At 70.0% G+C, this 26,661-nt stretch carries 29 protein-coding genes, 1 tRNA gene and 1 riboswitch; of the genes, 11 read left to right on the top strand and 19 right to left on the bottom strand.

Going from position 1 to position 26,661, the window contains the following annotated elements; translation table 11 throughout:
• Positions 1–37 precede the first annotated feature (37 nt).
• Positions 38–1,360, bottom strand: a complete 1,323-nt coding sequence (locus OHS71_RS25345; protein ID WP_328481630.1) for a DUF445 domain-containing protein — start codon at positions 1,358–1,360, stop codon at positions 38–40.
• 223 nt (positions 1,361–1,583) lie between these two features.
• On the opposite strand from OHS71_RS25345, the gene OHS71_RS25340 reads away from it, so the two are divergent.
• A complete protein-coding gene (locus tag OHS71_RS25340) occupies positions 1,584–2,945 on the top strand; it encodes an SGNH/GDSL hydrolase family protein (RefSeq protein WP_328481629.1) in 1,362 nt (453 codons plus the stop codon).
• 361 nt (positions 2,946–3,306) lie between these two features.
• Here OHS71_RS25340 and OHS71_RS25335 read toward each other — a convergent pair whose 3' ends face one another.
• Genes OHS71_RS25335 through OHS71_RS25320 form a run of 4 tightly spaced genes read right to left on the bottom strand, consistent with a single transcriptional unit; the run spans position 3,307 to position 6,825 of the window.
• On the bottom strand, positions 3,307–4,128 hold the full coding sequence (locus OHS71_RS25335) for a DUF1707 SHOCT-like domain-containing protein (protein WP_328481628.1): 822 nt from the start codon (positions 4,126–4,128) through the stop codon (positions 3,307–3,309).
• A gap of 9 nt (positions 4,129–4,137) precedes the next feature.
• Positions 4,138–5,205, bottom strand: a complete 1,068-nt coding sequence (locus OHS71_RS25330) for an ABC transporter ATP-binding protein (protein ID WP_328481627.1) — start codon at positions 5,203–5,205, stop codon at positions 4,138–4,140.
• A 5-nt stretch (positions 5,206–5,210) separates the two neighbouring features.
• Positions 5,211–5,975, bottom strand: a complete 765-nt coding sequence (locus OHS71_RS25325) for an ABC transporter permease (protein ID WP_328484637.1) — start codon at positions 5,973–5,975, stop codon at positions 5,211–5,213.
• A gap of 49 nt (positions 5,976–6,024) precedes the next feature.
• The gene (locus tag OHS71_RS25320) at positions 6,025–6,825 is read right to left on the bottom strand and encodes an ABC transporter permease (RefSeq protein WP_328481626.1); all 801 of its coding nucleotides are present in this window, start codon (positions 6,823–6,825) and stop codon (positions 6,025–6,027) included.
• Positions 6,826–7,121: 296 nt separating this feature from the next.
• Here OHS71_RS25320 and OHS71_RS25315 point away from each other — a divergent pair, with 296 nt between their 5' ends.
• Positions 7,122–9,557: a transglycosylase domain-containing protein gene (locus OHS71_RS25315; protein ID WP_328481625.1), complete on the top strand. Its 2,436-nt coding sequence runs from the start codon at positions 7,122–7,124 to the stop codon at positions 9,555–9,557.
• A gap of 22 nt (positions 9,558–9,579) precedes the next feature.
• Here the strand turns inward: OHS71_RS25315 and OHS71_RS25310 are convergent, their stop codons facing one another.
• The 3 genes from OHS71_RS25310 to OHS71_RS25300 form a co-directional block, all read right to left on the bottom strand.
• Entirely contained in the window at positions 9,580–9,900 is a 321-nt protein-coding gene (locus OHS71_RS25310) for a DMT family transporter (protein ID WP_328481624.1), read from the bottom strand.
• A gap of 35 nt (positions 9,901–9,935) precedes the next feature.
• A riboswitch (guanidine-III (ykkC-III) riboswitch) is annotated at positions 9,936–10,003 on the bottom strand.
• An 84-nt stretch (positions 10,004–10,087) separates the two neighbouring features.
• Positions 10,088–10,390: a GroES family chaperonin gene (locus tag OHS71_RS25305; protein WP_385270856.1), complete on the bottom strand. Its 303-nt coding sequence runs from the start codon at positions 10,388–10,390 to the stop codon at positions 10,088–10,090.
• A 117-nt stretch (positions 10,391–10,507) separates the two neighbouring features.
• On the bottom strand, positions 10,508–10,855 hold the full coding sequence (locus OHS71_RS25300) for a DUF3618 domain-containing protein (protein ID WP_328481622.1): 348 nt from the start codon (positions 10,853–10,855) through the stop codon (positions 10,508–10,510).
• Between the two features lie 94 nt (positions 10,856–10,949).
• Between OHS71_RS25300 and bcp the strand changes: the two genes are divergently transcribed.
• Both bcp and OHS71_RS25290 read left to right on the top strand, forming a co-directional pair.
• Complete coding sequence (gene bcp / locus OHS71_RS25295; RefSeq protein WP_057600389.1) at positions 10,950–11,417, top strand: thioredoxin-dependent thiol peroxidase; 468 nt, start codon at positions 10,950–10,952, stop codon at positions 11,415–11,417.
• A gap of 251 nt (positions 11,418–11,668) precedes the next feature.
• Positions 11,669–11,754: transfer RNA gene (locus OHS71_RS25290), tRNA-Leu, on the top strand.
• Positions 11,755–11,800: 46 nt separating this feature from the next.
• Here OHS71_RS25290 and rdgB read toward each other — a convergent pair.
• The 4 genes from rdgB to OHS71_RS25270 form a co-directional block, all read right to left on the bottom strand.
• Positions 11,801–12,403, bottom strand: a complete 603-nt coding sequence (rdgB, locus tag OHS71_RS25285) for an RdgB/HAM1 family non-canonical purine NTP pyrophosphatase (protein ID WP_328481621.1) — start codon at positions 12,401–12,403, stop codon at positions 11,801–11,803.
• Between the two features lie 79 nt (positions 12,404–12,482).
• A complete protein-coding gene (locus tag OHS71_RS25280) occupies positions 12,483–12,899 on the bottom strand; it encodes a hypothetical protein (RefSeq protein WP_328481620.1) in 417 nt (138 codons plus the stop codon).
• A gap of 110 nt (positions 12,900–13,009) precedes the next feature.
• Positions 13,010–13,747, bottom strand: a complete 738-nt coding sequence (rph, locus tag OHS71_RS25275; protein WP_328481619.1) for a ribonuclease PH — start codon at positions 13,745–13,747, stop codon at positions 13,010–13,012.
• Positions 13,748–13,824: 77 nt separating this feature from the next.
• Positions 13,825–14,058, bottom strand: coding sequence for a glucose PTS transporter subunit EIIB (locus OHS71_RS25270; RefSeq protein ID WP_009298733.1), 234 nt, complete (start codon positions 14,056–14,058; stop codon positions 13,825–13,827).
• Between the two features lie 185 nt (positions 14,059–14,243).
• Between OHS71_RS25270 and OHS71_RS25265 the strand changes: the two genes are divergently transcribed.
• Both OHS71_RS25265 and OHS71_RS25260 read left to right on the top strand, forming a co-directional pair.
• A complete protein-coding gene (locus tag OHS71_RS25265) occupies positions 14,244–15,542 on the top strand; it encodes a PTS transporter subunit EIIC (protein WP_328481618.1) in 1,299 nt (432 codons plus the stop codon).
• 148 nt (positions 15,543–15,690) lie between these two features.
• Positions 15,691–16,941: a PTS transporter subunit EIIC gene (locus OHS71_RS25260; RefSeq protein ID WP_328481617.1), complete on the top strand. Its 1,251-nt coding sequence runs from the start codon at positions 15,691–15,693 to the stop codon at positions 16,939–16,941.
• A 92-nt stretch (positions 16,942–17,033) separates the two neighbouring features.
• Here the strand turns inward: OHS71_RS25260 and OHS71_RS25255 are convergent, their stop codons facing one another.
• Positions 17,034–17,786 carry an MBL fold metallo-hydrolase gene (locus OHS71_RS25255; RefSeq protein ID WP_328481616.1) on the bottom strand — a complete coding sequence of 251 codons (753 nt, stop codon included), beginning with the start codon at positions 17,784–17,786 and terminating at the stop codon, positions 17,034–17,036.
• Between the two features lie 280 nt (positions 17,787–18,066).
• Between OHS71_RS25255 and OHS71_RS25250 the strand changes: the two genes are divergently transcribed.
• Positions 18,067–18,549 (top strand): type II toxin-antitoxin system PemK/MazF family toxin, encoded by a 483-nt coding sequence (locus tag OHS71_RS25250; RefSeq protein WP_328481615.1) that lies wholly within the window; start codon positions 18,067–18,069, stop codon positions 18,547–18,549.
• 250 nt (positions 18,550–18,799) lie between these two features.
• Here the strand turns inward: OHS71_RS25250 and OHS71_RS25245 are convergent, their stop codons facing one another.
• The 5 genes from OHS71_RS25245 to OHS71_RS25225 form a co-directional block, all read right to left on the bottom strand.
• A complete protein-coding gene (locus tag OHS71_RS25245; RefSeq protein ID WP_328481614.1) occupies positions 18,800–19,750 on the bottom strand; it encodes a PLP-dependent cysteine synthase family protein in 951 nt (316 codons plus the stop codon).
• 16 nt (positions 19,751–19,766) lie between these two features.
• On the bottom strand, positions 19,767–20,045 hold the full coding sequence (locus OHS71_RS25240; protein WP_328481613.1) for a MoaD/ThiS family protein: 279 nt from the start codon (positions 20,043–20,045) through the stop codon (positions 19,767–19,769).
• Between the two features lie 125 nt (positions 20,046–20,170).
• Positions 20,171–20,266 (bottom strand): putative leader peptide, encoded by a 96-nt coding sequence (locus tag OHS71_RS25235; RefSeq protein WP_020132206.1) that lies wholly within the window; start codon positions 20,264–20,266, stop codon positions 20,171–20,173.
• Between the two features lie 455 nt (positions 20,267–20,721).
• A complete protein-coding gene (locus OHS71_RS25230; protein ID WP_328481612.1) occupies positions 20,722–21,315 on the bottom strand; it encodes an isochorismatase family protein in 594 nt (197 codons plus the stop codon).
• Positions 21,316–21,412: 97 nt separating this feature from the next.
• Positions 21,413–22,810, bottom strand: coding sequence for a nicotinate phosphoribosyltransferase (locus OHS71_RS25225; protein WP_328481611.1), 1,398 nt, complete (start codon positions 22,808–22,810; stop codon positions 21,413–21,415).
• A gap of 57 nt (positions 22,811–22,867) precedes the next feature.
• On the opposite strand from OHS71_RS25225, the gene clpS reads away from it, so the two are divergent.
• From clpS to OHS71_RS25205, 4 genes are all read left to right on the top strand, one after another.
• A complete protein-coding gene (clpS, locus tag OHS71_RS25220; protein ID WP_328484636.1) occupies positions 22,868–23,185 on the top strand; it encodes an ATP-dependent Clp protease adapter ClpS in 318 nt (105 codons plus the stop codon).
• Positions 23,186–23,196: 11 nt separating this feature from the next.
• Positions 23,197–23,805 (top strand): DUF2017 domain-containing protein, encoded by a 609-nt coding sequence (locus OHS71_RS25215; RefSeq protein ID WP_328481610.1) that lies wholly within the window; start codon positions 23,197–23,199, stop codon positions 23,803–23,805.
• A gap of 349 nt (positions 23,806–24,154) precedes the next feature.
• Positions 24,155–25,588 (top strand): amino acid permease, encoded by a 1,434-nt coding sequence (locus tag OHS71_RS25210; RefSeq protein WP_328481609.1) that lies wholly within the window; start codon positions 24,155–24,157, stop codon positions 25,586–25,588.
• 144 nt (positions 25,589–25,732) lie between these two features.
• Positions 25,733–26,161 (top strand): M67 family metallopeptidase, encoded by a 429-nt coding sequence (locus OHS71_RS25205; protein WP_328481608.1) that lies wholly within the window; start codon positions 25,733–25,735, stop codon positions 26,159–26,161.
• Between the two features lie 48 nt (positions 26,162–26,209).
• Here OHS71_RS25205 and OHS71_RS25200 read toward each other — a convergent pair whose 3' ends face one another.
• A complete protein-coding gene (locus tag OHS71_RS25200; protein ID WP_328481607.1) occupies positions 26,210–26,572 on the bottom strand; it encodes a hypothetical protein in 363 nt (120 codons plus the stop codon).
• Between the last annotated feature and the right edge of the window lie 89 nt (positions 26,573–26,661).

The following is a 26,661-nucleotide window of genomic DNA, read 5'->3' as shown; positions in this document are numbered from 1 at the left end:
GAGCGGAACGCCGGTCGGGTTCCCGCGACCAGCGCTTTCAAGCCCCGAGCGCCCGCGCCACGGTGTAGATCAGCAGTCCGGCGAGCGAACCCACCACCGTGCCGTTGATCCGGATGAACTGGAGGTCGCGGCCGATGTTGGCCTCGATCTTGCGGGTGGTGTGCTCGGCGTCCCAGCCCGCGACCGTGTCGGTGATCAGGGAGGTGATCTCCCGCCGGTACGTCGTCACCACGTGCACGGCAGCGCCCTCGACCCAGCTGTCCACCTTCTCCTGGACCTTGCGCTCGGTCGCCATCCGGGCCCCCAGGGACAGCAGCGAGGCCCGCACGCGCAGCCGCAGCTCGCTGCGTTCGTCCTCCGCCGCCGCGACCATCATGGAGCGGACGGCGGTCCAGGCGGACGCGATCAGGTCCTGCACCTCGCCCCGGCCCAGCACCTCGCCCTTGAGCCGTTCCACCCGCGCCCGGGTGTCCGTGTCGGACTGGAGGTCGGAGGCGAAATCGGTGAGGAACCGGTCGAGAGCGCCCCGCGCCGGGTGGGACGGCATGTCCCGCATCTCCGCGCAGAACCGCAGCAGCTCCTTGTAGACGCGCTCACCGATCCGCCTGTCGACGAACCGGGGGGTCCAGCCGGGGGCGCCGCCCTCCACCGCGCCCATCACCGAGTCGCCGTGCAGCACCAGCCAGTCGTACGCCCTGGCCACCACCAGGTCCACGGCCCGCCGGTGACCGCCGTCCACGACGATCTTCTCCAGCATCTTGCCGATGCCCGGCGCGATCTCCTGCGCGTCCGCGCGCCGCGTGATCGCCTCCCCCACCACGGCCTGCACATCAGAGTCGCGCAGGACCGTGAGCGCCCCGCGCAGCGCCGTCGCCAGCTCCGCCGTCACCCGGTCGGCGTGCTCCGGTTCGGCGAGCCACGCACCCAGCCGGGTGCCGATGCCGACCGAGCGCAGCCGCTGCCGTACGACGTCCTCGGAGAGGAAGTTCTCCCCGACGAACTCGCCCAGCGAGACGCCCAGCTGGTCCTTCTTGTTCGGAATGATCGCCGTGTGCGGGATGGGCAGGCCGAGCGGGTGACGGAACAGCGCCGTGACCGCGAACCAGTCGGCGAGCGCACCGACCATGCCCGCCTCCGCCGCGGCCGCCACATAGCCCGCCCAGGGGCCCGCGCCCCGGTGGGAGGCCCACTCGGCGAGGACGTAGACCACAGCCACGAACAGCAGCAGCCCGGCCGCGGTGAGCTTCATCTGGCGCACCCCGCGCCGCTTCTCCTCGTCGGCGGCGCTGAAGACGGTCATCGCGCGCGCCGCCCCGGTACCGGCAGGCCGCTCCGCTTCCGTACGATCCATCCGTTCCATCCGTTCCGGTCGACGCCGCGTGCCACCCGTGCCCGCACGCAGATATTGTCCCTGCTTGACCGACTCCCGGAACGGAACAAGAGTTCCCGGCGTCTGTCAGGGGGGGGAGCTCGACGGTGAACTCCCGTATGCAGGCATACCCGTAGGAACACATGCCCCGTGAACGGGTGCCCGTAGGACCCGGAGCCGTCCCGCTCCCTTCACCGAGGAGAACCACACCCGCATGACCAGGCGAAACGTCGGTGGTGCGGGGGTGCCCCGCACGCGGCACGGCGCCCTCCTGTCGGCGATCGTCGCCCTTGTCGTGGGCCTGTCCGCCGCCCTGTACGTCACCGTCGCCTCCGACCACGGTCCCGGGCGCGGTCCCCGCGAAGTGCCCCTCGCCGCGGCTCCCGGTCCCGGTGACGCCGCCCCCGTCTCGACGGGCGTCTGGGTCGGCACCTGGGGGGCCGCCCCGGTCGGCGGCGAACGGGGGACCGCGGACGGCGGCACGGCGGGCCGCACGGTCCGCAACGTCGTGCACACCAGCGTCGGCGGGACGAGTGCCCGCGTCACACTGTCCAATCTCTACGGCACCGGCCCCCTCACCGTGACGCACGCCACCCTCGCCGTCGCGGCCGACGGCGGGAGCGCGGCCGCGGTGCCCGACACGCTGCGCCGGCTCACCTTCGGCGGGGCCACCACGGTCGTCGTCCCGGCCGGCGGGCAGACGGTCAGCGACGCCGTCGGCGTCGCCGTCCCGCACGACTCCGACATCCTGGTCAGCGTCTACGCGCCCACTTCCGCCGGCCCGGTCACCTACCACCCGCACGCCAGGCAGACCAGCTACGTCGCCGAGGGCGAGTCCACCGAGGACGTGACCGGCGCCGCGTTCACCGGAGCCGGCCCGTACTGGCGCTACCTGACCGCGCTGGACGTGCTCAGCAACGAGGCCGACGGCACCGTCGTCGCCTTCGGCGACTCCATCACCGACGGCGTCACCTCCACGCAGGGCGCGAACCGCCGCTGGCCCGACGTCCTCGCCGACCGGTTGCGGGAGAGCGTCGCCGCCGGCGGGGACGCCCCCCGCTACGGCGTCGTCAACGAGGGCATCAGCGGCAACCGCGTCCTCGTCGACGACCCCCGCCGCGGTGCGGCCGGCCTCAACCGCTTCGACCGGGACGTCCTCGGCCGCACGAACGCCAAGGTCGTCGTCATCGACCTCGGCATCAACGACATCCTGCGCGACCCGCTGCTCGCCGACCCGCAGAAGGTCGTGGACGGTCTGCGCACCCTCGTCGAACGGGCCCACGCCCACGGCGTCAAGGTCGTTGGCGGCACCCTCACACCCTTCCGCGGCCACCGCGGGTACACCGCCGCCCGCGAGGACGTGCGGCAGCGGATCAACCGGGCGATCCGGTCGGACGCGGTGTTCGACGAGGTCGTCGACTTCGACGAGGCGCTGCGCGACCCGTACGACCCGCGCAGCCTGCGCGCGGAGTACGACTCGGGCGACCATCTGCACCCCAGCGACCGCGGCTACCGCAAGATGGCCGGGACCATCGCCCTGACGAAGCTGAAGGGATCGGCGCCCGCCCGGCTCTAGTGCCGTGACCGGGAAGGGTTCACCGGCTCGCGACGCCCGGCACGGCACTCCCCCAGCCTTCGGCCGGGGGTGCCCCCACGCCGCGTTGTCGCCTCACCCGAGTACATCCGGTACGCGGGCGATGCTCCGCCTTGCGATGCACCGCACCGGACGCCGCGAGCTTCCCGGCAACCCTTGCGGTCACGGCACTGGCAGCCGTCGGCCCCCGCCCGGCCGGGGCCGCCGTCGCACGCCGGGGCAACCCCGGGCCGCACGAGGACCGTCAGCCCCGCCACAGCCGATACCTCCCGACGACGACCGTCCTGCCGCCGCGCGCCCTCACCGTCCCGCCCCGACGGCGGCCGCGGGCAGCAGGCGACCCTCAGTCCTCGTAACGGTGCTCCCGCTGCTCCTCGCGGGAGCCCGACCCGCTCGCGTGGCCGTGGCGATGCCCCCGCAGGACGTCCTTGTGTCCCTCCAGCATCCGCACCCGGGCGTCGTGCGCGTCGTCCCGGGAAGCCGCGCGCAGCTCGCGCTTCGCCGCCTTGCGGTCGAGCTTCTCCTGCCGCCGGGCGGCCCGCGTCTTCTTGCGCTCGACACCGACCCCGCCCCAGAAGGCGAACCCGCCGACGACCACCCGCGGCGCGTCGGGGTGCCCGTGCTCATCGCTCTGCCCCTGGTCGAAGCCGCCCATCACACCGATCCCGCGGACGACGACCTCCACCCCCGGCGGGACGATGATCTGCACCCCGCCCATGATCGCGACACAGTTGATCTCGACCTCACCGGCGGCGAAGTCCGCCTCGCGCAGGTCGATCTCCCCGCCGCCCCAGAACGCGAAGCAGGTGAAACGCCGGGGAACCGTCCAGCGGCCCCTGCGCTGGAAGCCGGACAGCACGGCCACCGCCCAGGTCGACGAACCCTCGCCGCCCACCACCCGCCCCGCCCAACTCCCGTCAGCGGGAGGCTCCTTGTTCAGTGACACGACCGGCGGGGGCACCACCCCGGCGACCGGCAGGTCCCGGGTGATCGGCGTCAACTCCCCGTAGGTGCGCGCCTTGTACGTCTCCTCCAGCCGTTCCTCGAACTCCGCCATGTCGAGACGGCCCTCCGCGAGGGCGTCCCGCAGGACCTCGGCGACCCGCTCACGATCGGCGTCGGAGGCACGGAGATCCGGCAGGCCCGGGGCTGCGTCGTCGGTCATGTCAGCAGCCTACGAGTTCCCGGGCCCCGGCACTACGGTCTCTCTCGTGGGCTCCGGCTCCGGCTCCGGCGGGGACGGAGACCCGGGGGCGTCACCCGTCGCATACAGCATCTTCGCGATCACCGCCTCGATGTCCGGCTCCCGCACCGACAGGTCGACCAGCGGGTACTGAGCCGCGATCCGGGCGACGAGCGGAGCCGCCGACTCCGACGCCGGGAACTTCAGCCACTGCCTCGGCCCCTCCACCCTCACCACCCGCGCGGCCTCCCCCACCTCGACCGGCGGCAACTCCCGCTCCAGATCCACCACCAGCGTCCGCTCGCTCTCCCCCGCCTCGTGCAGCCCCGCCAGCGCGCCGTCGTAGACCAGGCGACCGTGGTCGATGACCATCACCCGCGAGCAGAGCTGCTCGATGTCCTGGAGGTCGTGCGTGGTGAGCAGGACCGTCGTCCCCCGCTCGGTGTTCAGCTCCCGCAGGAACTCCCGCACCCGCGCCTTGGAGACCACGTCCAGCCCGATCGTCGGCTCGTCCAGGTACAGCACCTCCGGGTCGTGCAGCAGCGCCGCCGCGATATCCCCCCGCATCCGCTGGCCCAGCGACAGCTGACGCACCGGCACCTCCAACAGGGCCGACAGATCGAGGAGTTCGACCAGCCGGTCCAGGTTCTCCCGGTAACGGGTGTCCGGGATGCGGTACATGCGGTGCATCAGACGGTAGGAGTCGATCAGCGGAAGGTCCCACCACAGCGTCGTACGCTGCCCGAACACCACCCCGATCCGATGCGCCAGCCGCCTCCGCTCACGCGACGGATCGATCCCGGCGACCCGCAGCCGGCCCCCGCTCGGCGTCAGGATCCCCGTCAGCATCTTGATCGTCGTCGACTTCCCCGCGCCGTTCGGCCCGATGTAGCCGACCATCTCGCCGCGCGCCACGGTGAACGAGATCGCGTCCACCGCCCGCACCCGCCGCAGCTCCCGCTTCAGGAAACCCGTCCTCCTGCGCACGTCGAAGACCTTCTCCACCCGGTCCACCTCGATGAACGCGCTCTCCGCCCGCTCCACGCCCTCCGACACCATCGCCCTCAACTCCCCGTGCTCCGATACGTCCGCAGACCCGCCCGCCACGCCACCCCCGCCGCCGCACAGCACACCGCCGCCACCAGCGGCGGAGCGAACACCGCCCACTCCGGCAGCCCCAGCGGATACGGCCGCCCCAACACATAGGAACCAGGCACCCAGTTGACGAACGCCAGCGGCAGCACGAACGTCACCCCGCGCACCAGCTCACGGCCGAACACCGTCGGCGGATACTGCAACAGCGTCTGACCGCCGAACGTGAACGCCGACTGCACCTCCGCCGCGTCCTGCGCCACGAACTGGAACGCCGCGCCCGCCACGAACACCGCCGAGAAGATCAGCCCCCCGCACAGCATCATCACCGGCACCAGCAGCAGCCTCACCGGCGTCCAGACCACATCCAGCGCCGCGCACGCATAGCCCAGCACCAGCACGCCCTGCGCGATCCGCGCCACCCGGCGCAGCGCGAAGCGGTCCGCGGCGACCTGCGCCAGCACCGGCGCGGGCCGCACCAGCAACGTGTCCAGCGTGCCGTCCCGCACCCGCGTGCCGAGCCGGCCCGCCGACCCGATCGCCAGATCCGCGAACCCGAACGACGTCGCCGACACCCCGTACAGAAAGGCGACCTCCGGCAACGTGTAACCGCCGAGGACATCGACCTGCGAGAACATCAGCAGGATCGCGACAAAGTCCAGCCCCGTCACCAGCAGACCACCGAGCACCGTCAGGACGAACGACACCCGGTACGCCAGCGTCGAACGGATCCACATCCCGGCGATCAGCCGGTACGCCCGCAGCCCCTCCACCAGCCGGCCGCCCTCACCCACCCTGCACCACCACCCGCCGCGTCGCCGCCCCCTGCACCCACCGGCCCACCGCCAGCAGCACCACCGCCCACCCCGCCTGGAAAGCGAACGCGGACAACGGTGCGACACGCCCCATCAGCACGTCGGCGGGCATCTGCAACAACGCCGACCACGGCAGCAGCGTCACCAGATCACCCAGCGGCTGCGGGAAGGCGTTGAGCGGCAGCGCCATCCCCGAGAAGAACACCCCGGTGACCATCAGCACCTGAAGCGCCCCCGTACCGTCCAGCAGCCAGAACCCGCTCAGCGCCACCAGGAACCGGATCCCGTAACTCACCACCATCGCCAGCAGGATCGAGACCAGCAGGGCCAGCCAGATCACCGGATCGTCCGGCAACGCCGTGGGAAAGAACAACGCCCCGAAGACGAAGGGAATCACCCCCCGCCCCAGCAACTGGAACAACGCCCGCCCCATGTCGCTCGCCAGCCACCACAGCTGAAGATCGGCCGGCCGATACAGATCGACGGCGACCTCACCCGTACGGATCCGCTCCATCAGCTCGGTCTCGAAACCGCCGCCCTGGATCGCGAGCGTCGCGAACAGCGCCTGCCCCAGCCACACATAGGTGACGGCCTGCGCCTGGTCATAGCCCCCCAGGTGCGGCCGCTCGTCCCACAGCGCCAGGTACGCGTAGACGAGGATCAGGCCGAAAACGGTGTTGGTGAACACGCCGGCGGCCGTGGCCACCCGATAGGTCGCGTACCTTCTGAAACCCCCCGACGCGACGGCGGCGTACAACCGCGCCGATCCCAAGGCAACCGTCCTCCTCGCCCGATAGTCACCCCTCGTGCCCCCTTCGACACCGAAGCGCAGGAGCCTAGTGCGCCGCCCCGACCGCGTGCCACGCGTTTTCCGGGCACGACGGCACGCCGGCACCCGCACGACGGCCCCGCAGGACATGTGACGGAACGCGCGCCGATTGCCGGGAACGGAACACTCGGTGCGAGAGTCTTCAGCAGGGGGCGCAGAACGCGTACGAGGCGTAACAGACGTAAGAGGCGTTGAAGGCGCACGGGAACGTACGACGCGAAACAGGAGTCCTGCAACACATGAGTGACGAGCCGCAGCCGCAGCAGCCGACCGAAGGCACGGCACCCGGACCACCCCGAGCGGGTGACGGGGGAAGTGGCAGCGAAGGCAAGGAGAGCACGAAGGTGAAGCGACCCAAGCGCACCGGCCTGCGCCGGCTCCTGCCCACCTGGCGGATGGTGCTCGGCACCTTCGTCCTCGGTGTCCTGGTCATCGGCGGCCTGTTCGTCCTCGGCTACTCGATGGTCAAGATCCCGCCGGCCAACGCGCTCGCCACCAAGCAGTCCAACGTCTACCTCTACGCCGACGGCACCGAGATCGCCCGCGACGGCAAGGTCAACCGCGAGAACGTCGACCTCGCCCAGATCTCCAAGGACGCCCAGCACGCCGTCCTCGCCGCCGAGGACCGCGACTTCTACACCGAGTCCGCCATCGACCCCAAGGCGATGCTCCGGGCCGGCTGGAACACCGCCACCGGCAAGGGCAGGCAGTCCGGCTCCACGATCACCCAGCAGTACGTGAAGAACTACTACCTCGCACAGGAACAGACCGTCACCCGCAAGGTGAAGGAGTTCTTCATCTCCATCAAGCTGGACCACGAGACCTCCAAGGACGACATCCTCGAGGGCTACCTCAACACCAGCTACTTCGGCCGCAACGCCTACGGAATGCAGGCCGCCGCCAAGGCCTACTTCGGCATCGAGGCCGCCAAGCTCACCCCCGCCCAGGGCGCCTACCTCGCCGCCCTGGTCAACGCGCCCAGCGAATACGACATCATCGCCCACCCCGAGAACCGCAAGGCCGCCGAGGCCCGCTGGAACTACGTCCTCGACGGCATGGTCACCAAGGGCTGGCTCAGCCAGTCCGCACGCACCGGCATGAAGTTCCCCGCGGTCAAGGAGACCTCCGGCGCCGACACCGGCATGTCCGGGCAGCGCGGCTACCTCGTCAACGCGATCAAGGACTACCTGCGCGAGAACAAGATCGTCACCCAGGACGAACTCGACACCGGCGGCTACCGCATCACCACCACCATCGACAAGAAGAAGCAGAACGCCTTCGTCGACGCCGTCAACGACAAGCTGATGAAGAAGCTCGACAAGAAGAACCGCAAGGTCGACACCTACGTCCGCGCCGGCGGCGCCGCAGTCGAACCCAAGACCGGCAAGGTCCTCGCCCTGTACGGCGGCATCGACTACATCAAGCAGTACACCAACAACGCCACCCGCCAGGACTTCCAGGTCGGCTCCACCTTCAAGCCCTTCGTCTTCACCTCGGCCGTCGAGAACGGCTCCGAGACCCAGGACGGCCGCCAGATCACCCCCAACACGATCTACGACGGCACCAACAAGCGCCCCATCCAGGGCTGGAGCGGCGGCACCTACGCCCCCGAGAACGAGGACTACGTCAACTACGGCAACATCAACGTGCGCACCGCCACCGACAAGTCGGTCAACTCGGTGTACGCGCAGATGGCCGTCGATGTCGGCCCCGCCAAGGTCAAACAGACCGCGATCGACCTCGGCCTGCCCACCGACACCCCCGACCTCCAGCCCTACCCCTCCATCGCGCTGGGCACGGCCACCGCCAGCGTCCTGGACATGGCGGAGGCCTACGCCACCCTCGCCAACCACGGCAAGCACGGCACGTACACCCTGATCGAGAAGGTCACCAAGGACGGCTCCGACGTGGTGGACCTGCCCGCGCAGAAGGCCTCCCAGGTCGTCAGCCGCGAGGCCGCCGACACCACCACCTCCGTCCTGCGCAGCGTCGTCCAGAACGGCACCGCCACCGCGGCCCAGGCCGCCGGCCGCCCCGCCGCCGGCAAGACCGGCACCGCCGAGGAGGACACCGCCGCCTGGTTCGCCGGCTACACCCCCGACCTCGCCACCGTGGTCGCGGTCATGGGCCAGGACCCGAAGACCGCCGCCCACAAGTCCCTCAAGGGCGCGATGGGCCTGGCCCGCATCAACGGCGGCGGCGTGCCCACCGAGATCTGGGCCCAGTTCACCAAGAACGCCCTGAAGGGCACCCCCGAGTCGGACTTCAACCTCCAGATCCAGGACGGCGGCGAGGAGACCGCCTACCCCTCGTCCCCGCCCTCCTCGGAGGAGCCCAGCGCCGACGAGACCGGCGGCAGCACGCCGAGCGGAGACGAGACCCAGGGCCGGCCGCAGGGCCAGACCCAGGGCCAGACGGGCGGCACCGCGACCACCACCGGCGGCACGAACGGAGACACCACCTCCGGCGCAGCCAACGGTGGCGCCACCACCGGCAACACGTCCACCGGCACCACCGACGGCGGCGGGACGAACAGCGGAACGACCTCGGGCACCAGCTCCGGCACCACCGACGGCAACACATCGGCCGGCGCCACCGACGGCCCGGGCGGAGACGGCGGCAACAGTGAGGGAACGACCGTCGGCCCCCAGCTCACCGCCACCCGCCGGGACTGACCGGCCCGGCGGCCGCCGTACCTCAGTGACCGCTGGTCGCCTTGAGCCCCACCACGGCGACCAGCAGCAGACCCACGAAGAAGATGCGGGCGGCGGTCACCGGCTCCCCCAGCACCACCATGCCGACCACCGCCGCCCCCGCCGCCCCGATCCCCACCCACACGCCGTACGCGGTGCCGATGGGCAGAGAACGGGCGGCGTACGACAGCAGCAGCATGCTCGCGACGATGCCGGAGCCGGTGAACAGACTCGGGACGAGCCGCGTGAACCCGTCCGTGTACTTCATCCCGACCGACCAGCCGACCTCGAGCAGACCGGCGACGACAAGCAGAACCCAGGCCATGACAGGCACCTCCGAGACGCGGATGCACGGACACCGGTGCGTCGTCTTTGCCTCCGTCCCGGTACGGCGCGTCTCGTCGGGCTCCTTCCAAACGTAGCAAAGCAACGGCAAAAGGGCCGGTGACGATGGTCACCAGCCCTTCATACCGGCTAAATCACAGGCGCCTTCCGATCAACGGTGCGACCGATCAGAGGTACAGCCCGGTCGAGTCCTCCGACCCCTCGAACCGGTCCGCCGCCACCGCATGCAGATCGCGCTCCCGCATCAGCACGTACGCGACACCCCGCACCTCGACCTCCGCACGGTCCTCCGGGTCGTACAGCACCCGGTCACCCGGCTCCACGGTCCGCACGTTCTGCCCCACCGCGACGACCGCCGCCCAGGCCAGCCGGCGACCGACCGCCGCGGTGGCCGGAATCAGAATGCCGCCACCCGAACGCCGCTCACCCTCGCCGGCCTCCTGCCGCACGAGCACACGGTCGTGCAGCATCCGGATGGGCAGCTTGTCGTGCGGGGTACTCAGGTCGTCTCTCTTGGCGCTCACACCACTGAACCTACCTGCCGAAAGCGGATCCGTATGCGCGCGGGGTCCGCGGGGACGGGGCGATCAGCGCTTGCGACGCCGTCCGCCACGTCCGCCACGTCCGTTGAACGCGAGCAGGCCCACGACGCCGACGACGACCAGCGCCACCGGCACGACCCGCTCCAGCCGCGGCGCGCCCTCCTCGTCCACGAACTGCGCCCGCACCCCGCTCACCGCACGGTTGACCTGGACGTAGGCCCTCCCGAGCGTGTGATCGACGTTGGCCACGACCTTGGCCCTGGCGTCCCCGACGATGGTCTTCGGGTGCACCCGCACCCCGATCTCGTCCAGCGTCTCCGCCAGCACCTCTCGGCGGGCCTTGATGTCCGCCTCGATCTGCGCCGGGGTTCTGGTGTCCGACGTCTCCGCCACGGTTAGGCCTCCGAAGTCAGCTGTGTCCTGTTCCGGACAGTGTGTCAGCTCTGCCCGCCGCCGCACCGCCGGGACCCCCGGTTACGCTGGACCGATGAGCGAGCGACTCCAGCCCGGGGACGTGGCCCCCGCCTTCACACTGCCCGACGCCGACGGCAACCAGGTGTCCCTGTCGGACCACAAGGGCCGCAAGGTCATCGTCTACTTCTACCCGGCCGCGCTTACCCCCGGCTGCACGAAGCAGGCCTGTGACTTCACGGACAACCTGGAACTGCTGACCGGCGCCGGATACGACGTCATCGGCATCTCCCCCGACAGCCCCGAGAAGCTGGGCAGGTTCCGCGACAAGGAGTCCCTGAAGGTCACCCTCCTGGCCGACCCCGAGAAGACCGTCACCGAGGCATACGCCGCCTACGGCGAGAAGAAGAACTACGGCAAGACGTACATGGGCGTCATCCGCTCCACGATCGTGGTCGACGAGCAGGGCAAGGTCGAACGCGCCCTGTACAACGTCCGCGCCACGGGCCACGTAGCGAAGATCATCAAGGACCTGGGCATCTGACACCCGTCACCACCGCCGAGCGGCCCGCATCGGACCGACCCCGACACGGGCCGCTTTTGCATGTGTCGCAGACCGACCACGCGAATGGCGACTGGCGGGACAACCGTGCGGCGAACCTGCGCTGCCTGTGCCCCCATTGCCATGCGCCGACCGCGGCCTGATGCCGCCGGAAGAACCGAGTGGCATTCGCCGGGTGACTCACAGGGCCCGTAGAATGATGGCCGCCGGTCGAGCACGATGACCGTTTTTGAGCGGCCGTGATGGAATCTGGTCAGACATGCTGGGTTTAGGTCCCAGTGGGTTAACACCCGTGTGGGTTCGAGTCCCACCGGCCGCACACCTCAGAGGGGGCCGCCCGGCAGGCGGCCCCCTCCCCTGACCGATCAGCCCAGCAGCTCCCGTACCACCGGCACCAGCCCCCTGAACGCCTTGCCCCGGTGGCTGATCGCGTTCTTCTCGGCCGGGGTCAGTTCCGCGCAGGTGCGTGACTCGCCCTCCGGCTGGAGGATCGGGTCGTAGCCGAAACCGTTGGTGCCGGACGGCGTGTGGCGCAGGGTGCCGGTGAGGCGGCCCTCGACGACGCGCTCCGTGCCGTCCGGGAGAGCCAGGGCCGCCGCGCAGGCGAAGTGGGCGCCCCGGTGTTCGTCGGCGATGTCGGAGAGCTGGGCCAGGAGCAGGTCCAGGTTGGCCCGGTCGTCGCCGTGCTTGCCGGACCAGCGGGCCGAGAAGATGCCGGGGGCGCCGTTGAGGACGTCGACGCAGAGGCCGGAGTCGTCGGCGACCGCCGGGAGGCCCGTGGCCCGCGCGAGGGCGTGGGCCTTCAGGAGGGCGTTCTCGGCGAAGGTGACGCCGGTTTCCCTGACGTCGGGGATGTCGGGGTAGGCGTCCGCGCCGACGAGTTCGTGGGGCAGGGCTGCGTCGGCGAGGATCGACCTCAGTTCGGTGATCTTTCCGGCGTTGCGGGTGGCGAGGATCAGGCGGGTCATGCGCCCAGTATCCCCAGTCCCCCGCGCCCGGTTCGGCCGCCCGGACCGCCGGGCCTCGTTCCGCCCGGCCTGCCGGGTCCTACGGCGTGCAGACCTTCGTCAGTTCGCCCGCCGCGTCGGTGACGGGGCTGAGGTCGGGGGTGTTGTCGCCGCTCTCGACGGCTGTGCGGACGTTGGTGACGGCCGCCCGGAGGTCGTCGACCGCCTTGTTGACGTCGGTGTTGTCCGTCTTGTCGCCTATCTTGTCGAGGTTGTTCTCGATGGAGGTCAGCGACTCCTGGGTCTGGGTGGGGTCGTTCGCGGCGTTCTCCACGGCCTGCTGGAGGTCGGTGACGCTGTCGGCGATCGAGTCGGCGGTCTGGACGCAGTCCAGGGCCTTGTTGACGGCGTCGCAGCCGGTCGCCGTCAGTCCCACGGTGAGGGCGACGGCCGCGGTGGCGGCGGCGATGAGGGTACGGCGACGCCGGTGCGGGCGTCGGCTCGCGGCCGTGGACATAAGTGGTTCCTCCCCTTGCCAGGCCCAGGAGGCCCCCGTTGACGTACTGACCAAGACGCGTCGGCGGGCGGGCCGGTTGCCCGCGCCCGCCACCTGTCTTGGTGTTCCCTTTACTTTTCGAGGACCGTATCAAGTGCCGTGCGCTGGAGCACAGTCAGTTCCGTGCAGCCCAGAACAGCCAGGTCCAGAAGGGAGTTGAGCTCGTCCCGGTCGAACGGCTCGGCTTCGGCGGTGCCTTGGACCTCGACGAAGCGGCCGTCGCCGGTGCAGACGACGTTCATGTCGGTTTCGGCGCGGACGTCTTCCTCGTAACAGAGGTCGAGCAGGGGCACCTTGCCCACGATGCCGACGGAGACCGCGCTGACCGTGCCGGTGAGGGGCTGGCGGCCGGCCTTGATGAGTTTGCGGCCCTGGGCCCAGGTGATCGCGTCGGCCAGTGCGACGTAGGCGCCGGTGATGGCGGCCGTGCGGGTGCCGCCGTCGGCCTGGAGGACGTCGCAGTCGAGGACGATGGTGTTCTCGCCGAGCGCCTTGTAGTCGATCACGGCGCGCAGGGAGCGGCCGATGAGGCGGGAGATCTCGTGGGTGCGGCCGCCGATCTTGCCGCGGACGGACTCGCGGTCGCCGCGGCTGTTGGTGGCGCGGGGGAGCATGGAGTACTCCGCGGTGACCCAGCCTTCTCCGCTGCCCTTGCGCCAGCGCGGGACGCCTTCGGTGACGGAGGCGGTGCAGAAGACCTTGGTGTCGCCGAAGGAGACGAGGACGGAGCCTTCGGCGTGCTTGCTCCAGCCGCGTTCGATGGTGACCGGGCGGAGTTGTTCGGGGGTGCGGCCGTCGATTCGAGACATGGCGCTGAGCCTAGCCGTAGCGGCGGAAGGGGCTCCTCCCACGGGTGGGAGGAGCCCCTGACGAGTGAGTGCGCGGGTTACATCATGTCTTCGATCTCGGCGGCGATGGGGTCGGCGTCGGTGCCGATGACGACCTGGATCGCGGTGCCCATCTTGACGACGCCGTGGGCGCCGGCTGCCTTCAGGGCGGCTTCGTCGACGAGTGAGGGGTCGTTGACCTCGGTGCGGAGCCGGGTGATGCAGCCTTCGATCTCTTCGATGTTGTCGAGGCCGCCGAGTCCGGCGACGATCTTCTCAGCCTTGGTGGCCATGTTCCGTCTCCCTGAATTCCCTGGTGCGACCCGCGATGTGAACCGCTTTGTCGCAGTAACCCACAGTTGGCCCAACTTTGCGAGCGATTGTGCCGGGTGTACCGAAGGATGACGTCAAGGATGACGTCGCAGCAACCCAATCGTCCGTAGCTGGTCTACACCACCTGACAGGCGGTCGCCAAACGATGAGTGCCGAGAGCGCCCGGACCGAGGTCAGCCCCGCCCGCCGACGCTGGCACACCGCCTTCCAGGGTCTACAGAAGATGGGGCGCAGTCTTCAGCTCCCGATCGCGGTGCTGCCGGCCGCCGGCATCCTCAACAGGCTGGGCCAGCCCGACGTGTTCGGGGACGACGGGCTGGGCTGGACGAACGTGGCGAGGGTGATGGCGGGTGCGGGCGCGGCGTTGCTCGACGGTTCGCTCGGGCTGCCCCTGCTGTTCTGTATCGGTGTGGCCATCGGCATGGCGAAGAAGTCTGACGGTTCGACGGCTTTGGCGGCGGTGGCGGGCTTTCTCGTCTACTACAACGTGTTGCGTCAGTTCCCTGAGGACTGTGCGCCGGGTTCGAAGGTGATCCCGAACATCGGTTGTCAGGCGACGGACAACACGGTGGGGGCGTTCGCGTATCAGAATCCGGGGGTGTTCGGCGGGATCGTCATGGGGTTGCTGACGGCGTTCTTCTGGCAGCGGTACCACCGTACGAAGCTGGTGGACTGGCTCGGCTTCTTCAACGGCCGCCGTCTGGTGCCGATCATCATGGCGTTCGTGGCGATCGCGTTCGCGGCGCTGTGCCTGTGGGTGTGGCCGCCGATCGGTGACGGTCTGGAGAACTTCAGCGACTGGCTGGACGGGCTGGACGCGTGGGGTGCGGGCATCTTCGGCGTGGCGAACCGGGCGTTGCTGGTGATCGGTCTGCACCAGTTCCTGAACGTGCCCATCTGGTTCCAGTTCGGGAGTTTCACCAAGCCGGACGGCACGGTGGTGCACGGCGACATCAACATGTTCCTGGCGGGCGATCCGGACGCGGGTCAGTTCACGTCGGGGTTCTTCCCGATCATGATGTTCGCGCTGCCCGCGGCGGCGCTCGCGATCACGCACTGTGCGAGGCCGTCGCGCCGCAAGGAGGTCGGCGGTCTGATGCTGTCGGTGGCCCTGACGTCGTTCGTCACGGGGATCACCGAGCCGATCGAGTACTCCTTCCTGTTCGTCGCGCCGTTGCTGTACGCGGTGCACGCGGTGCTGACGGGGGCGTCGATGGCGGTGACGTGGGGGCTGGGCGTGCACGACGGCTTCAGCTTCTCCGCGGGGCTCATCGACTACGTCATCAACTGGAACCTGGCGACGCGGCCGTGGGCGATCATCCCGATCGGCCTGTGCTTCGGTGTCGTCTACTACGCGATCTTCCGTCTGGCGATCACGAGGTTCGATCTGAAGACTCCGGGGCGGGAGCCGGAGGAGGAGCGGGAGGACGTGACGAAGGCATAGCGGGGCGGACAGCCGACGGCCACCGAGGCGGTAGCCGAGCGTAATACCACGATTACGAGAATCGTGGGTTCCTTATGCCACCTTCATCGTGCTACAACATGGTCTACACCACTGAGTGGTGTAGACCACCACCCGATGGAGGAAGTCTATGAGCACCGCCACCGCGCCCACGGCGGCCCCCCAGAAGAGATGGGGATCCGGCCTTCTGCAGGGTCTACAGAAGGTCGGCCGCAGCCTTCAGCTCCCGATCGCCGTGCTGCCGGCGGCGGGCCTGCTGCTGCGGCTCGGACAGTCGGACGTCCAGGAGAAGCTGCATCTGCCCGACAAGGTCACGGCGGTCTTCGCCACGGCCGGCGGTGCCATCTTCGACAACCTCCCGATGCTGTTCTGTATCGGTGTCGCGATCGGCTTCGCCAAGAAGTCGGACGGCTCCACCGCGCTGGCCGCGCTGGTCGGCTTCCTGGTCTACAGCAACGTCCTGAAGGCGTTCCCGGTCACCGAGGCCAAGGTCCAGGCGGGTGCGGACATAGCCGCGACCTACAACAACCCCGGTGTCCTCGGCGGCATCGTGATGGGTCTGCTCAGCGCGGTGGTCTGGCAGCGGTTCCACCGCACCAGGCTGGTGGACTGGCTCGGCTTCTTCAACGGCCGCCGTCTGGTGCCGATCATCATGGCGTTCGTCGGCACGCTCCTCGGTGTCTTCTTCGGTCTGGTCTGGGAGCCGATCGGTGAGGTCATCTCGGACTTCGGCGAGTGGATGACGGGCCTGGGCGCGTTCGGCGCCGCTCTGTTCGGTCTGATCAACCGCGCGCTGATCCCGGTCGGCATGCACCAGTTCGTGAACTCCGTCGCCTGGTTCCAGATCGGCGACTTCAAGGACGCCACCGGTGCCGTCGTGCACGGCGACCTCACCCGCTTCTTCGCCGGTGACCCGACCGCCGGTCAGTTCATGTCCGGCTTCTTCCCCATCATGATGTTCGGTCTGCCGGCCGCCGCCCTGGCCATCGCGCACAGCGCCCGCCCCGAGCGCCGCAAGGCCGTGCTGGGCATGATGATCTCGCTCGCGCTGACCTCCTTCGTCACCGGCGTCACCGAGCCCATCGAGTTCTCGTTCATGTTCATCGCGCCGCTGCTGTACGCGATCCACGCGGTGCTGACGGCCCTGTCCATGGCGATCACCTGGGCTCTCGGTGTCCACGCGGGCTTCACCTTCTCCGCGGGTGCCATCGACTACGGGCTCAACTGGAACCTGGCCACCAAGCCCTGGCTGATCATCCCGATCGGTCTGGTGTTCGGCGCCGTGTACTACTTCGTCTTCCGCTTCGCCATCACCAGGTTCAACCTGCCCACCCCGGGCCGTGAGCCCGAGGAGGAGGTCGAGGACCTCACCAAGGCGTAGGCAGGCAGCACGCCCGCGCAGGACACGCGAAGGCCCCCGGAGCCCTGAACCGCTCCGGGGGCCTTCTGCGTGGTGTGCGCACGGCGTGGGGTCTAGATCTCGTACGTCACTCGTGGCGCGGCCAGTTCCACCGGGCCGTCGAACACCGCGCGGGCGTCGGCGAGGTTGACCCGGGCGTCCGTCCACGGCGGGATGTGGGTCAGCACGAGCTTGCGCGCGCCCGCCCTGCTCGCCGTCTCTCCGGCCTCGCGGCCGTTGAGGTGCAGGTCGGGGATGTTCTCCTTGCCGTGCGTGAAGGCGGCCTCGCACAGGAAGAGGTCGGTGTCGCGGGCGAGTTCCTCCAGCGCGCGGCTGATGCCGGTGTCGCCGGAGTAGGTCAGCGAGCTGCCGGCGTGTTCGACGCGGATGCCGTAGGCCTCCACCGGGTGCGCCACGCGTTCCGTGTGCACGGTGAACGGGCCGATGTCGAAGGTGGACGGCTTGACCGTGTGGAAGTCGAAGACCTCGCTCATGGAGGAGGCCGACGGGGTGTCGGCGTAGGCCGTGGTCAGGCGGTGCTCCGTGCCCTCGGGGCCGTAGACCGGGATCGGGTCGCAGCGGCCGCCGTCGTGCCGGTAGTACCGCGCGACGAAGTACGCGCACATGTCGATGCAGTGGTCGGCGTGCAGATGGCTCAGGAAGATCGCGTCGAGGTCGTAGAGACCGCAGTGGCGCTGCAACTCGCCCAGGGCGCCGTTGCCCATGTCGAGAAGCAGCCGGAAGCCGTCGGCCTCGACGAGGTAGCTCGAGCAGGCCGATTCCGCGGACGGGAACGACCCCGAGCAGCCGACGACGGTGAGCTTCATAAAGCAGAAACCTCCGCTGGCGGGAAACCGAGAAATACCCGGTGGGTCCGGGGGACGGATCGTGGAACGAATGATCGTTAAATGGGGCGACGGGGGTCGTGCGGTGCGTCGAGCGTAAGGCGCAAAACCCCGGGTCGCTCCTCCGCCAGGGGCCGTTGTGGGGGAACTCACCTGTGGTGTCACCGGTTCGGCTGGACCAGGGGCATGCGAGGTGCGCGAGAGGGCGCTGGAGTGCACGAGAGGGCGCGCAATGGCAGTCGCGCGCCGGTAACGTCGTCGTATGGACACGTCCTGGTGGCTCGCGCTCGCGGCGGTGATACTGCTCGCGCTCGTCGCGACGCTCGTTGACGGCTGGGGGCGGGGCCGGCGGCCGCAGCGGCGTGGGGAACGGCCGCCGGGCCGTGCGACGGGGCGCCCGCCGGGCCGGCCGACCCGGGACCGGGGCCTCGCGGGGCGTCCGCGGCCCGCGGAGATCTGGTGGGCGAACGTGCCGTTCGAGGACGGCCCGGAGGTGAAGGACCGGCCGTGTCTGGTGCTGACCGTGCGCGGTGACCGGGTGACCGTCGCGAAGATCACCAGCAAGTACCACGACGAGCGGGCCGGGGTCATCCCGCTGCCGCCGGGCGCGGTCGGGGACGCGCGCGGGCGGCCGAGTTTCCTGGAGACGGACGAGCTGCGGGAGGTGCCGGTGGCGGACTTCCGGCGCCGGGTGGGTGTGGTGGACCCGGTCCTGTGGGACCAGGTCCGACACCTGGCTGCCTGAGGGCCCCCGGGGCGGTTGCCGCCCGAGGGCCCCGAAGCCGAGGGCACGTCCGACCATTCGCGTCGGAATCAGCGCGCGGCGTCCGGTGATGGGGGCACCTCCCACGCCGTTCAGGCGGTGGGGGAGCATCGCAAGGCGGAGGATCACCCGCGTACTGGATGTACTCGGGTGATCCGACAACGCGGCGTGGGGGCCCCCGGCCGAAGGCCGGGGGAGTGCCGTGCCAGACGTCGCGCGTGTCAGACACGGCCTAGGCCCAGAGCTGGCCCTGGAGGGTTTCGATCGCTTCCTCCGTGGTGGCCGCGGTGTAGACACCCGTCGACAGGTACTTCCAGCCGCCGTCCGCCACGACGAACACGATGTCGGCGCTCTCCCCCGCCTTGAGCGCCTTCTTGCCGACGCCGATCGCCGCGTGCAGGGCGGCTCCGGTGGAGACGCCGGCGAAGATGCCCTCCTGCTGGAGGAGTTCCCGGGTGCGGGTCACGGCGTCCGCCGAGCCGACCGAGAAGCGGGTGGTGAGGACGGAGGCGTCGTACAGCTCGGGTACGAAGCCCTCGTCGAGGTTGCGCAGACCGTAGACCAGGTCGTCGTAGCGCGGCTCGGCGGCGACGATCTTCACGTCCGGCTTGTGCTCGCGCAGGAAGCGGCCGACGCCCATCAGTGTCCCCGTCGTGCCGAGGCCGGCGACGAAGTGGGTGACGGACGGCAGGTCGGCGAGGATCTCGGGGCCGGTGCCCGCGTAGTGGGCGCCGGCGTTGTCGGGGTTGCCGTACTGGTAGAGCATCACCCAGTCGGGGTGCTCGGCGGCGAGGTCCTTGGCTACGCGGACGGCGGTGTTGGAGCCGCCCGCCGCCGGGGAGGGGACGATCTCGGCGCCCCACATGGCGAGCAGTTCCCGGCGTTCCTGCGAGGTGTTCTCGGGCATCACGCAGACCATGCGGTAGCCCTTGAGCCTGGCCGCCATGGCGAGGGAGATGCCGGTGTTGCCGCTCGTCGGCTCCAGGATGGTGCAGCCGGGGGTGAGCCGGCCGTCCTTCTCCGCCTGCTCGACCATGTGCAGGGCGGGACGGTCCTTGACGGAGCCGGTGGGGTTGCGGTCCTCGAGTTTCGCCCAGATCCGGACGTCGGCGGACGGCGAGAGCCGCGGCAGGCGCACCAGGGGGGTGTTGCCCACCGCGGCCAGCGGGGAGTCGTAACGCATGGGGTGCGGCGGCCGATCAGGCCATGCCGCCGGCCACGGCCGGCAGGATCGTCACGGTGTCACCGTCGGACAGCTTGGTGTCGATGCCGTCGACGAAGCGGACGTCCTCGTCGTTCAGGTACACGTTGACGAAGCGGCGCAGCTTTCCGTCGTCCACGATGCGGGCGTGGATGCCCGCATGGCGGGTCTCGAGGTCGGTGAACAGGTGGGCGAGGGTGTCACCGTTGCCCTCCACCGCCTTCTGACCGTCGGTGTACTGGCGGAGGATGGTGGGGATGCGGACCTCGATGGCCATGGCTCAGGGCTCCTGTCGGAAGGTGTGGGCAGCGCGGGTTCGTGCGTGTGAGGCCCCGGCGCTCGGCTGCGCTCGCGCGGGCGGTACCCCCATCGGCTCACGGGCCGTACGGCGGCGGTGCAGGGTCAACAGATGGCGCTGGCGAGCCTGCACAGGTCGACGTGCAGCCGCGCCACGAGCAGTGCGCCCGGCGTCTTCTCGCTCACGTCGTTCAGAACCATGGGCTCATCGTATCGATTCCCGGTCCGCCTCCTGGAATGTGATCCCACATCGCGGACGGATTGCGGCCGGTGGGTGAGATGCGACCGGGCCGCCGTACCGACGAGCGACGTGCCGACGGGGTCGGGGCGATCACGGAGGGTGCGTCCGGGGGACCCCGGCGCGCGTCCGGGAGTGTGCCCGAGTGTGTGTCCGGGGACAGGTGCGGTGACGGCGACGTGCGGGGGCCAGGGGCCGTCGGCCCGTCGTTGGGCGACGCGGGGTACCGACGGCACAGGGTATCGGCGGCCCAGGGTGCCGGCTGGGCCGGTGCCTGTCCGGGGGCTGGGCCCGACTGGGCCCGCGCCTGTCCGGCCGACTGGGCCGGTGCCTGTCCGGCGGGCTGGGCCGGGCCCGATCGCGGACCGGCGAGGCCGGCTCCGGGCCGGCTCCGGGCCAGCGCTGGGCCGGCTCCGGGCTAGCCCTGGACGACGACGGGCTTTCCCGTCAGTTCCACGCCGGCCGCGCGCAGTTCCTCCAGCGCCCGGTCGGTGCTCTCCTTGGCGACTCCGGCGGTGAGATCCAGCAGGATCTGGGTGCGGAAGCCCGCGCGGGCTGCGTCCAGGGCGGTGGCGCGCACACAGTGGTCGGTCGCGATGCCGACGACGTCCACCTCGTCGATCCGGCGGTCCCGCAGCCAGTCGCCCAGCCCGGCACCGTTCTCGTCGGCGCCCTCGAATCCGCTGTAGGCGGCTGAGTAGGCGCCCTTGTCGAAGACGGCGTCGACGGCGCCCGAGGCAACGGCGGGCGCGAAGTTGGGGTGGAAGCCGACGCCCTCCGTGCCCGCCACGCAGTGCGCGGGCCAGGAGTGCACGTAGTCGGGGTTGTCGGCGAAGTGACCGCCGGGCGCGATGTGGTGGTCACGGGTGGCCACCACGTGCCGGTATCCGGCGGGCGCCTGTCCGATCAGCTCGGTGATGGCGGCGGCCACGTCGGCGCCACCGGCCACCGCGAGGCTGCCTCCCTCGCAGAAGTCGTTCTGCACGTCTACGACGATCAAGGCGCGGCGCATGGTCGGTGTCCTTCGACGGAGGGTGAAGTAATTGAGCCTAGAGACTTTGACGCCTCCGCGGGAGGGGGCGTCGCCCGGTGTGCGCCGGGCACACGCCCTAGTTACCCGACGGACCGTGTACATACTCCGTGGGAAGGACGGGTTCCCCGCGCGAGAGCTGGGTCGCGGAGAGGGGCAGACCGGCGCGGGCCGCCGCGTGGCGGTCGCGGACGACGTCCAGGGGCTCGCTGACGACGACCTCGCCTCCCTTGACGAGCTGGACGAGCAACTGGTGGTCGGCCAGTTCGGCGGGGACGGGCCCGGTGCCGACGACCTCGGCCTCGGCCACCCCGTACACGTCGGGCCGACGGGCCGCCCACTTGCGTCCGCCGACGGAGGTCTTGCCGCCGGTCGACTTCTTCGCCACCGGCAGCAGCGGCGCCGCCGGGTCGTCGGCTCCGGCGCGGGCGACCAGTTTGTAGACCATGGAGGCCGTCGGGTGCCCGGAGCCGGTGACCAGCTGGGTGCCCACTCCGTAGGCGTCCACGGGCGCCGCGGCCAGTGAGGCGATGGCGTACTCGTCGAGGTCGGAGGTGACGACGATCCGGGTGTCCGTCGCACCGAGCTCGTCGAGCTGCTGGCGCACCCGGTGGGCGACGAGGAGCAGGTCGCCGGAGTCGATGCGGACCGCGCCGAGCTCGGGTCCGGCGACCTCGACGGCGGTGCGGACCGCCTCGGTGACGTCGTAGGTGTCCACGAGCAGTGTGGTGCCCCGGCCGAGCGAGTCGACCTGGGCCCGGAAGGCGTCCCGCTCGCTGTCGTGGAGCAGGGTGAAGGCGTGTGCGCTGGTGCCCACGGTGGGGATGCCGTAGCGGAAGCCGGCGGCCAGGTCGGAGGTGGTGGCGAAGCCGCCGATGTACGCGGCGCGGGAGGCGGCGACCGCGGCCAGTTCGTGGGTGCGGCGGGCGCCCATCTCGATGAGGGGACGCCCGCCCGCGGCGGAGGCCATCCGGGACGCGGCGGCCGCGATCGCGGAGTCGTGGTTGAGGATGGAGAGGATCACGGTCTCGAGGAGCACGCACTCGGCGAAGGTGCCCTCGACCCGCATGATCGGCGAGCCGGGGAAGTAGACCTCGCCCTCCGGGTAGCCCCAGATGTCACCCGAGAAACGGTATGCGGCGAGCCACTCCAGGGTCTCCTCGTCGACGATGTTCCGCTCGCGCAGGAAGCCGAGGACGTCCGCGCCGAAGTGGAAGTTCTCGACGGCGTCCAGGACCCGGCCGGTGCCCGCGACGACGCCGTAGCGCCGGCCGTCCGGCAGCCTCCGGGTGAAGACCTCGAACACGCTGCGCCGCTCTGCGGTGCCGGCCTTCAGGGCCGCCTGAAGCATCGTCAGTTCGTACTGGTCCGTGAAGAGTGCGGTGGAGGGGACGCCCAGCCGTCGCCCGCCACCGCCCTTCCGGGCATGCGCTCCGCGCTCTTCTTCTTCCGGCAGCCCAAGGTCCGCTGTGTTCATGGCACCGGATGGTACTCCCTTTTCGTCGGTGTGACGATTTCCCGGATGCGTGGCAGCATGGGCCTTGTGACGTCACCCGCTCCCCTTGAGATCGAACGCACCGAGTCGGCGGAGGAGGTCTTCGCCGTACCCGAGCCGGACGTCCCGTGGGTCACGATCGTCCACAACGATCCGGTCAACCTGATGAGCTACGTGACGTACGTCTTCCAGACGTATTTCGGGTACTCGAAGGACAAGGCCACCAAGCTCATGATGGACGTCCACCACAAGGGCCGGGCGGTCGTCTCCAGCGGAAGCCGCGAGGAGATGGAACGCGACGTGCAGGCCATGCACGGCTACGGCCTGTGGGCCACCCTCCAGCAGGACCGGAAGTAGCCTGCCCTCCTATGCCTGGACACTTCGAACCGCTCCCCGGCGGCGGCGCGGCCGTCGCACTCGACGACGTCGAGATCTCCATCATCCGGTCGCTGGCCGTGCAGCTCCTGGAGCTCATCGGCCCCGGCCCCGCCGAGGACGCCCCCGACGACCCGCTCGCCGAACTCTTCGCCGAGGGCCCGAGCGAGCCCCCCGCCGACCCTGTGCTGCGCCGTCTCTTCCCGGACGCCTACACCGACCCGGAGGGCACCTCGGGGCCCGGGCGGGCTGACGAGCAGAAGGCGCACTCCGCCGAGTTCCGCCGCTTCACCGAGAACGACCTGCGGGCCGGCAAGCGCGAGAACGCCCTCACGGTGGTCCGCTCGCTGGACGCGCTGGCCTCCGAGGCGGCCGGCGTGGGCGGGGCGGTGCTGAAGCTGACGCCGCAGGAGTCCCAGCAGTGGCTCCGCGCGCTCAACGACCTGCGTCTGGCGATCGGCTCCCGGCTGGAGATCACGGACGAGGACGACACGGACCTCCTCTACCGGCTGCCGGACGAGGACCCGCGCAAGCCGATGGTGATGGCGTACCTGTGGCTGGGCGGACTCCAGGAGACCCTGGTGACGACTCTCCTGCCGTAGCCGTTCAACCGTCGGTCCTTATGTGATGGTTCGTACGCTTTTTTGTTCGCTCAGAGGACACTCAAATCCGGATAACGATCGCATTACCGCGGCGGCCGGGAGTGTCCTCTTTGTGCCTCGTTCATCCGCTTCTTCTTGTGTCGTGCGCCACAGCTCTCCGGGCTGACCGATATTGCGGGCGTGATAAATCTTCACGACCGCCCGGCGAACACCACCCGTATGTTCGGCCGGGTGCGCCACCGAGCCGGTTGATCGCCGGCCAGGCACCGCTCCATCAATCCGGGGGGATCGAAACCCGATCCGGGACCGACGAGAGGCCCGGTTCGGCATGGAGAAAGGCGCACCACACATGACCTCTGAGAAGGTCACTGACACCGCTGTCACTGACACTCCCGAAGAGGGGTACGAACGCGGACTCGGCAGCCGCCAGGTCCAGATGATCGCGATCGGCGGCGCCATCGGCGTCGGGCTCTTCCTGGGCGCCGGGGCGAACATCGCCAAGGCCGGTCCCAGCCTCATCCTGATGTACGCCCTCGCGGGCGGGATCATCTTCTTCATCATGCGGGCGCTGGGCGAGCTGCTGCTCTACCGCCCGGTCTCGGGTTCCTTCGCGGAGTACTCCCGCGAATTCCTCGGCCCGTTCTTCGGTTACTTCACCGGCTGGACGTACTGGCTGATGTGGGTCGTCACCGGTATGGCCGAGCTGACGGCCGCCGCGATCTACGTCAACTACTGGTTCCCGGCCGTCCCCCAGTGGGTGACCGCACTGGTCTTCCTGGTGATCCTCTTCGGGGTCAACCTGATCTCCGTGAAGCTCTTCGGCGAGCTGGAGTTCTGGTTCTCGATGGTGAAGGTCACCGCCCTCATCGGCATGATCGTCATCGGCCTCGGTGTCCTCACCTTCGGCTTCAGCAGCGCCGGCGACACGGCCGCGGTCTCCAACCTGTGGGCCTTCGACGGCTTCTTCCCCAAGGGCGTGGGCTCGTCCCTGATGACCCTCCAGGGCGTCATGTTCGCCTACCTCGCGGTCGAGCTGGTCGGTGTCACGGCCGGCGAGTCGCAGGACCCGGAGAAGACGCTCCCCAAGGCGATCAACACCCTGCCGTGGCGCATCGCGCTGTTCTACGTCGGCGCGCTCACCGTCATCCTGTGCGTGGTGAAGTGGACCGAGTTCGCACCGGGCGTCTCGCCGTTCGTCGAGGCGTTCGCGAAGATCGGCATCCCGGCGGGCGCCGGAATCGTGAACTTCGTGGTGCTGACGGCGGCCCTGTCCTCCTGCAACTCGGGCATGTACTCCACCGGCCGCATGCTGCGGAACCTGGCCGACAGCGGCGAGGCCCCCGCGGTCTTCAGGAAGCTGTCGTCGACCAAGACCCCCGCCCTCGGCATCACCGTCTCGGTGCTGTTCATGGGCCTCGGCGTGGTCCTGAACTACGTCGTCCCGGAGAAGGCCTTCGGCTACGTCACCTCGGTGGCCACCGCGGCCGGCATCTGGACCTGGCTGATGATCCTGATCAGTCACGTCCTCTACCGCCGCGCGGTCGTCGCGGGCCGCCTGCCCGCCTCGTCCTTCCCGGCGCCGGGCGGCTCGGCGTTCAGCTGGGTGGCCATCGTCTTCCTGCTCTTCGTCACCGGCCTGATCGCCTACGACGCCGACTCCCGCGTCTGCCTGTACGTGATGGCGGGCTGGGCGGTCGCGCTCGGTATCGGCTGGGCGGTCCTGAAGGGCCGCAACCCGGACATCACCGAGCGACGCGAGCCGGAGTTCGAGAAGGTCGGCTGACCGGCCGCCGGACCACCCCCGGGACGTCCGGCCGCAGGGAGCTCTCGTGGCGCCCCCTGCGCCAGCCGCTCAGGACGTCCGCGATGTGGGCCGCTCCGTACCACCCACCGGTACGGAGCGGCCCCTTTGCTTATCCTGGCCCCCATGCGGACACTGACCATCACCCGGGCCCTGCACGACCAGATCGTCGCCCACGCGCGCAAGGACCACCCCGACGAGGCGTGCGGCGTGGTCGCGGGCCCGACGGGCACGGACCGCCCGGAACGCTTCATCCCGATGCTGAACGCGGCCATGTCGCCCACGTTCTACGAGTTCGACTCGGGCGACCTGTTCAAGCTCTACCGCGAGATGGACGACCGCGACGAGGATCCGGTGGTCATCTACCACTCCCACACCGCCACGGAGGCGTACCCGTCCCGCACGGACATCTCGTACGCGAACGAACCGGGCGCGCACTACGTCCTCGTCTCCACGGCCGACACCGACGGGCTCGGCGAGTTCCAGTTCCGCTCGTTCACCATCGTGGACGGAGTGGTCACGGAGGAGGACGTGAACGTGGTCGAGGCGTACTGAGGCCGAAGCGTGCGCCGTGCCGCGTCCGCGGAGCGCCCTGAGGCCGCGCTATGCCGCCGCGCCCCGCAGCAGTGCCCTGATGGGCCGCCACAGCTCCGGCACGGCCACGGCGGCGATCGGGAGACCGCGGTCGCGGTCGTCGGGGGCCGTGCGCCAGATCAGGCCGTCGGGGTGGTGGAGCACCGCCGTGACCTCGTCCGGGGTGGGCGGCGCCGCGTTGCCGCGCAGGTAGACGGCCCGCAGGCCCAGGTTGCGGAGCCTGGTCAGGGCCCGCGCGCGGTTGTGGGCGTGGACCAGCACGCGGACGTCCGCGGAGGCCCCCGGGAGGCCCTCCCGGGCGGCGGGGCTGGGCAGGTTCAACGCCACCACCACTCTGCCGTTCGGCAGCTTGCAGAAGCCTCCTGCGGCCATGCGGTCACACCCCCGTGCGGGTCGGTATCGAGGTCGGTGTCAATAAGAAGAGCACAGGAGGCACCTAAACACGATCGGCGGCAACCCGC

This window comes from Streptomyces sp. NBC_00377, assembly GCF_036075115.1.
Classification (GTDB): domain Bacteria; phylum Actinomycetota; class Actinomycetes; order Streptomycetales; family Streptomycetaceae; genus Streptomyces.
Note: the sequence above shows the minus strand (reverse complement) of the source record. Positions and strands in the feature narration are given on the sequence as shown.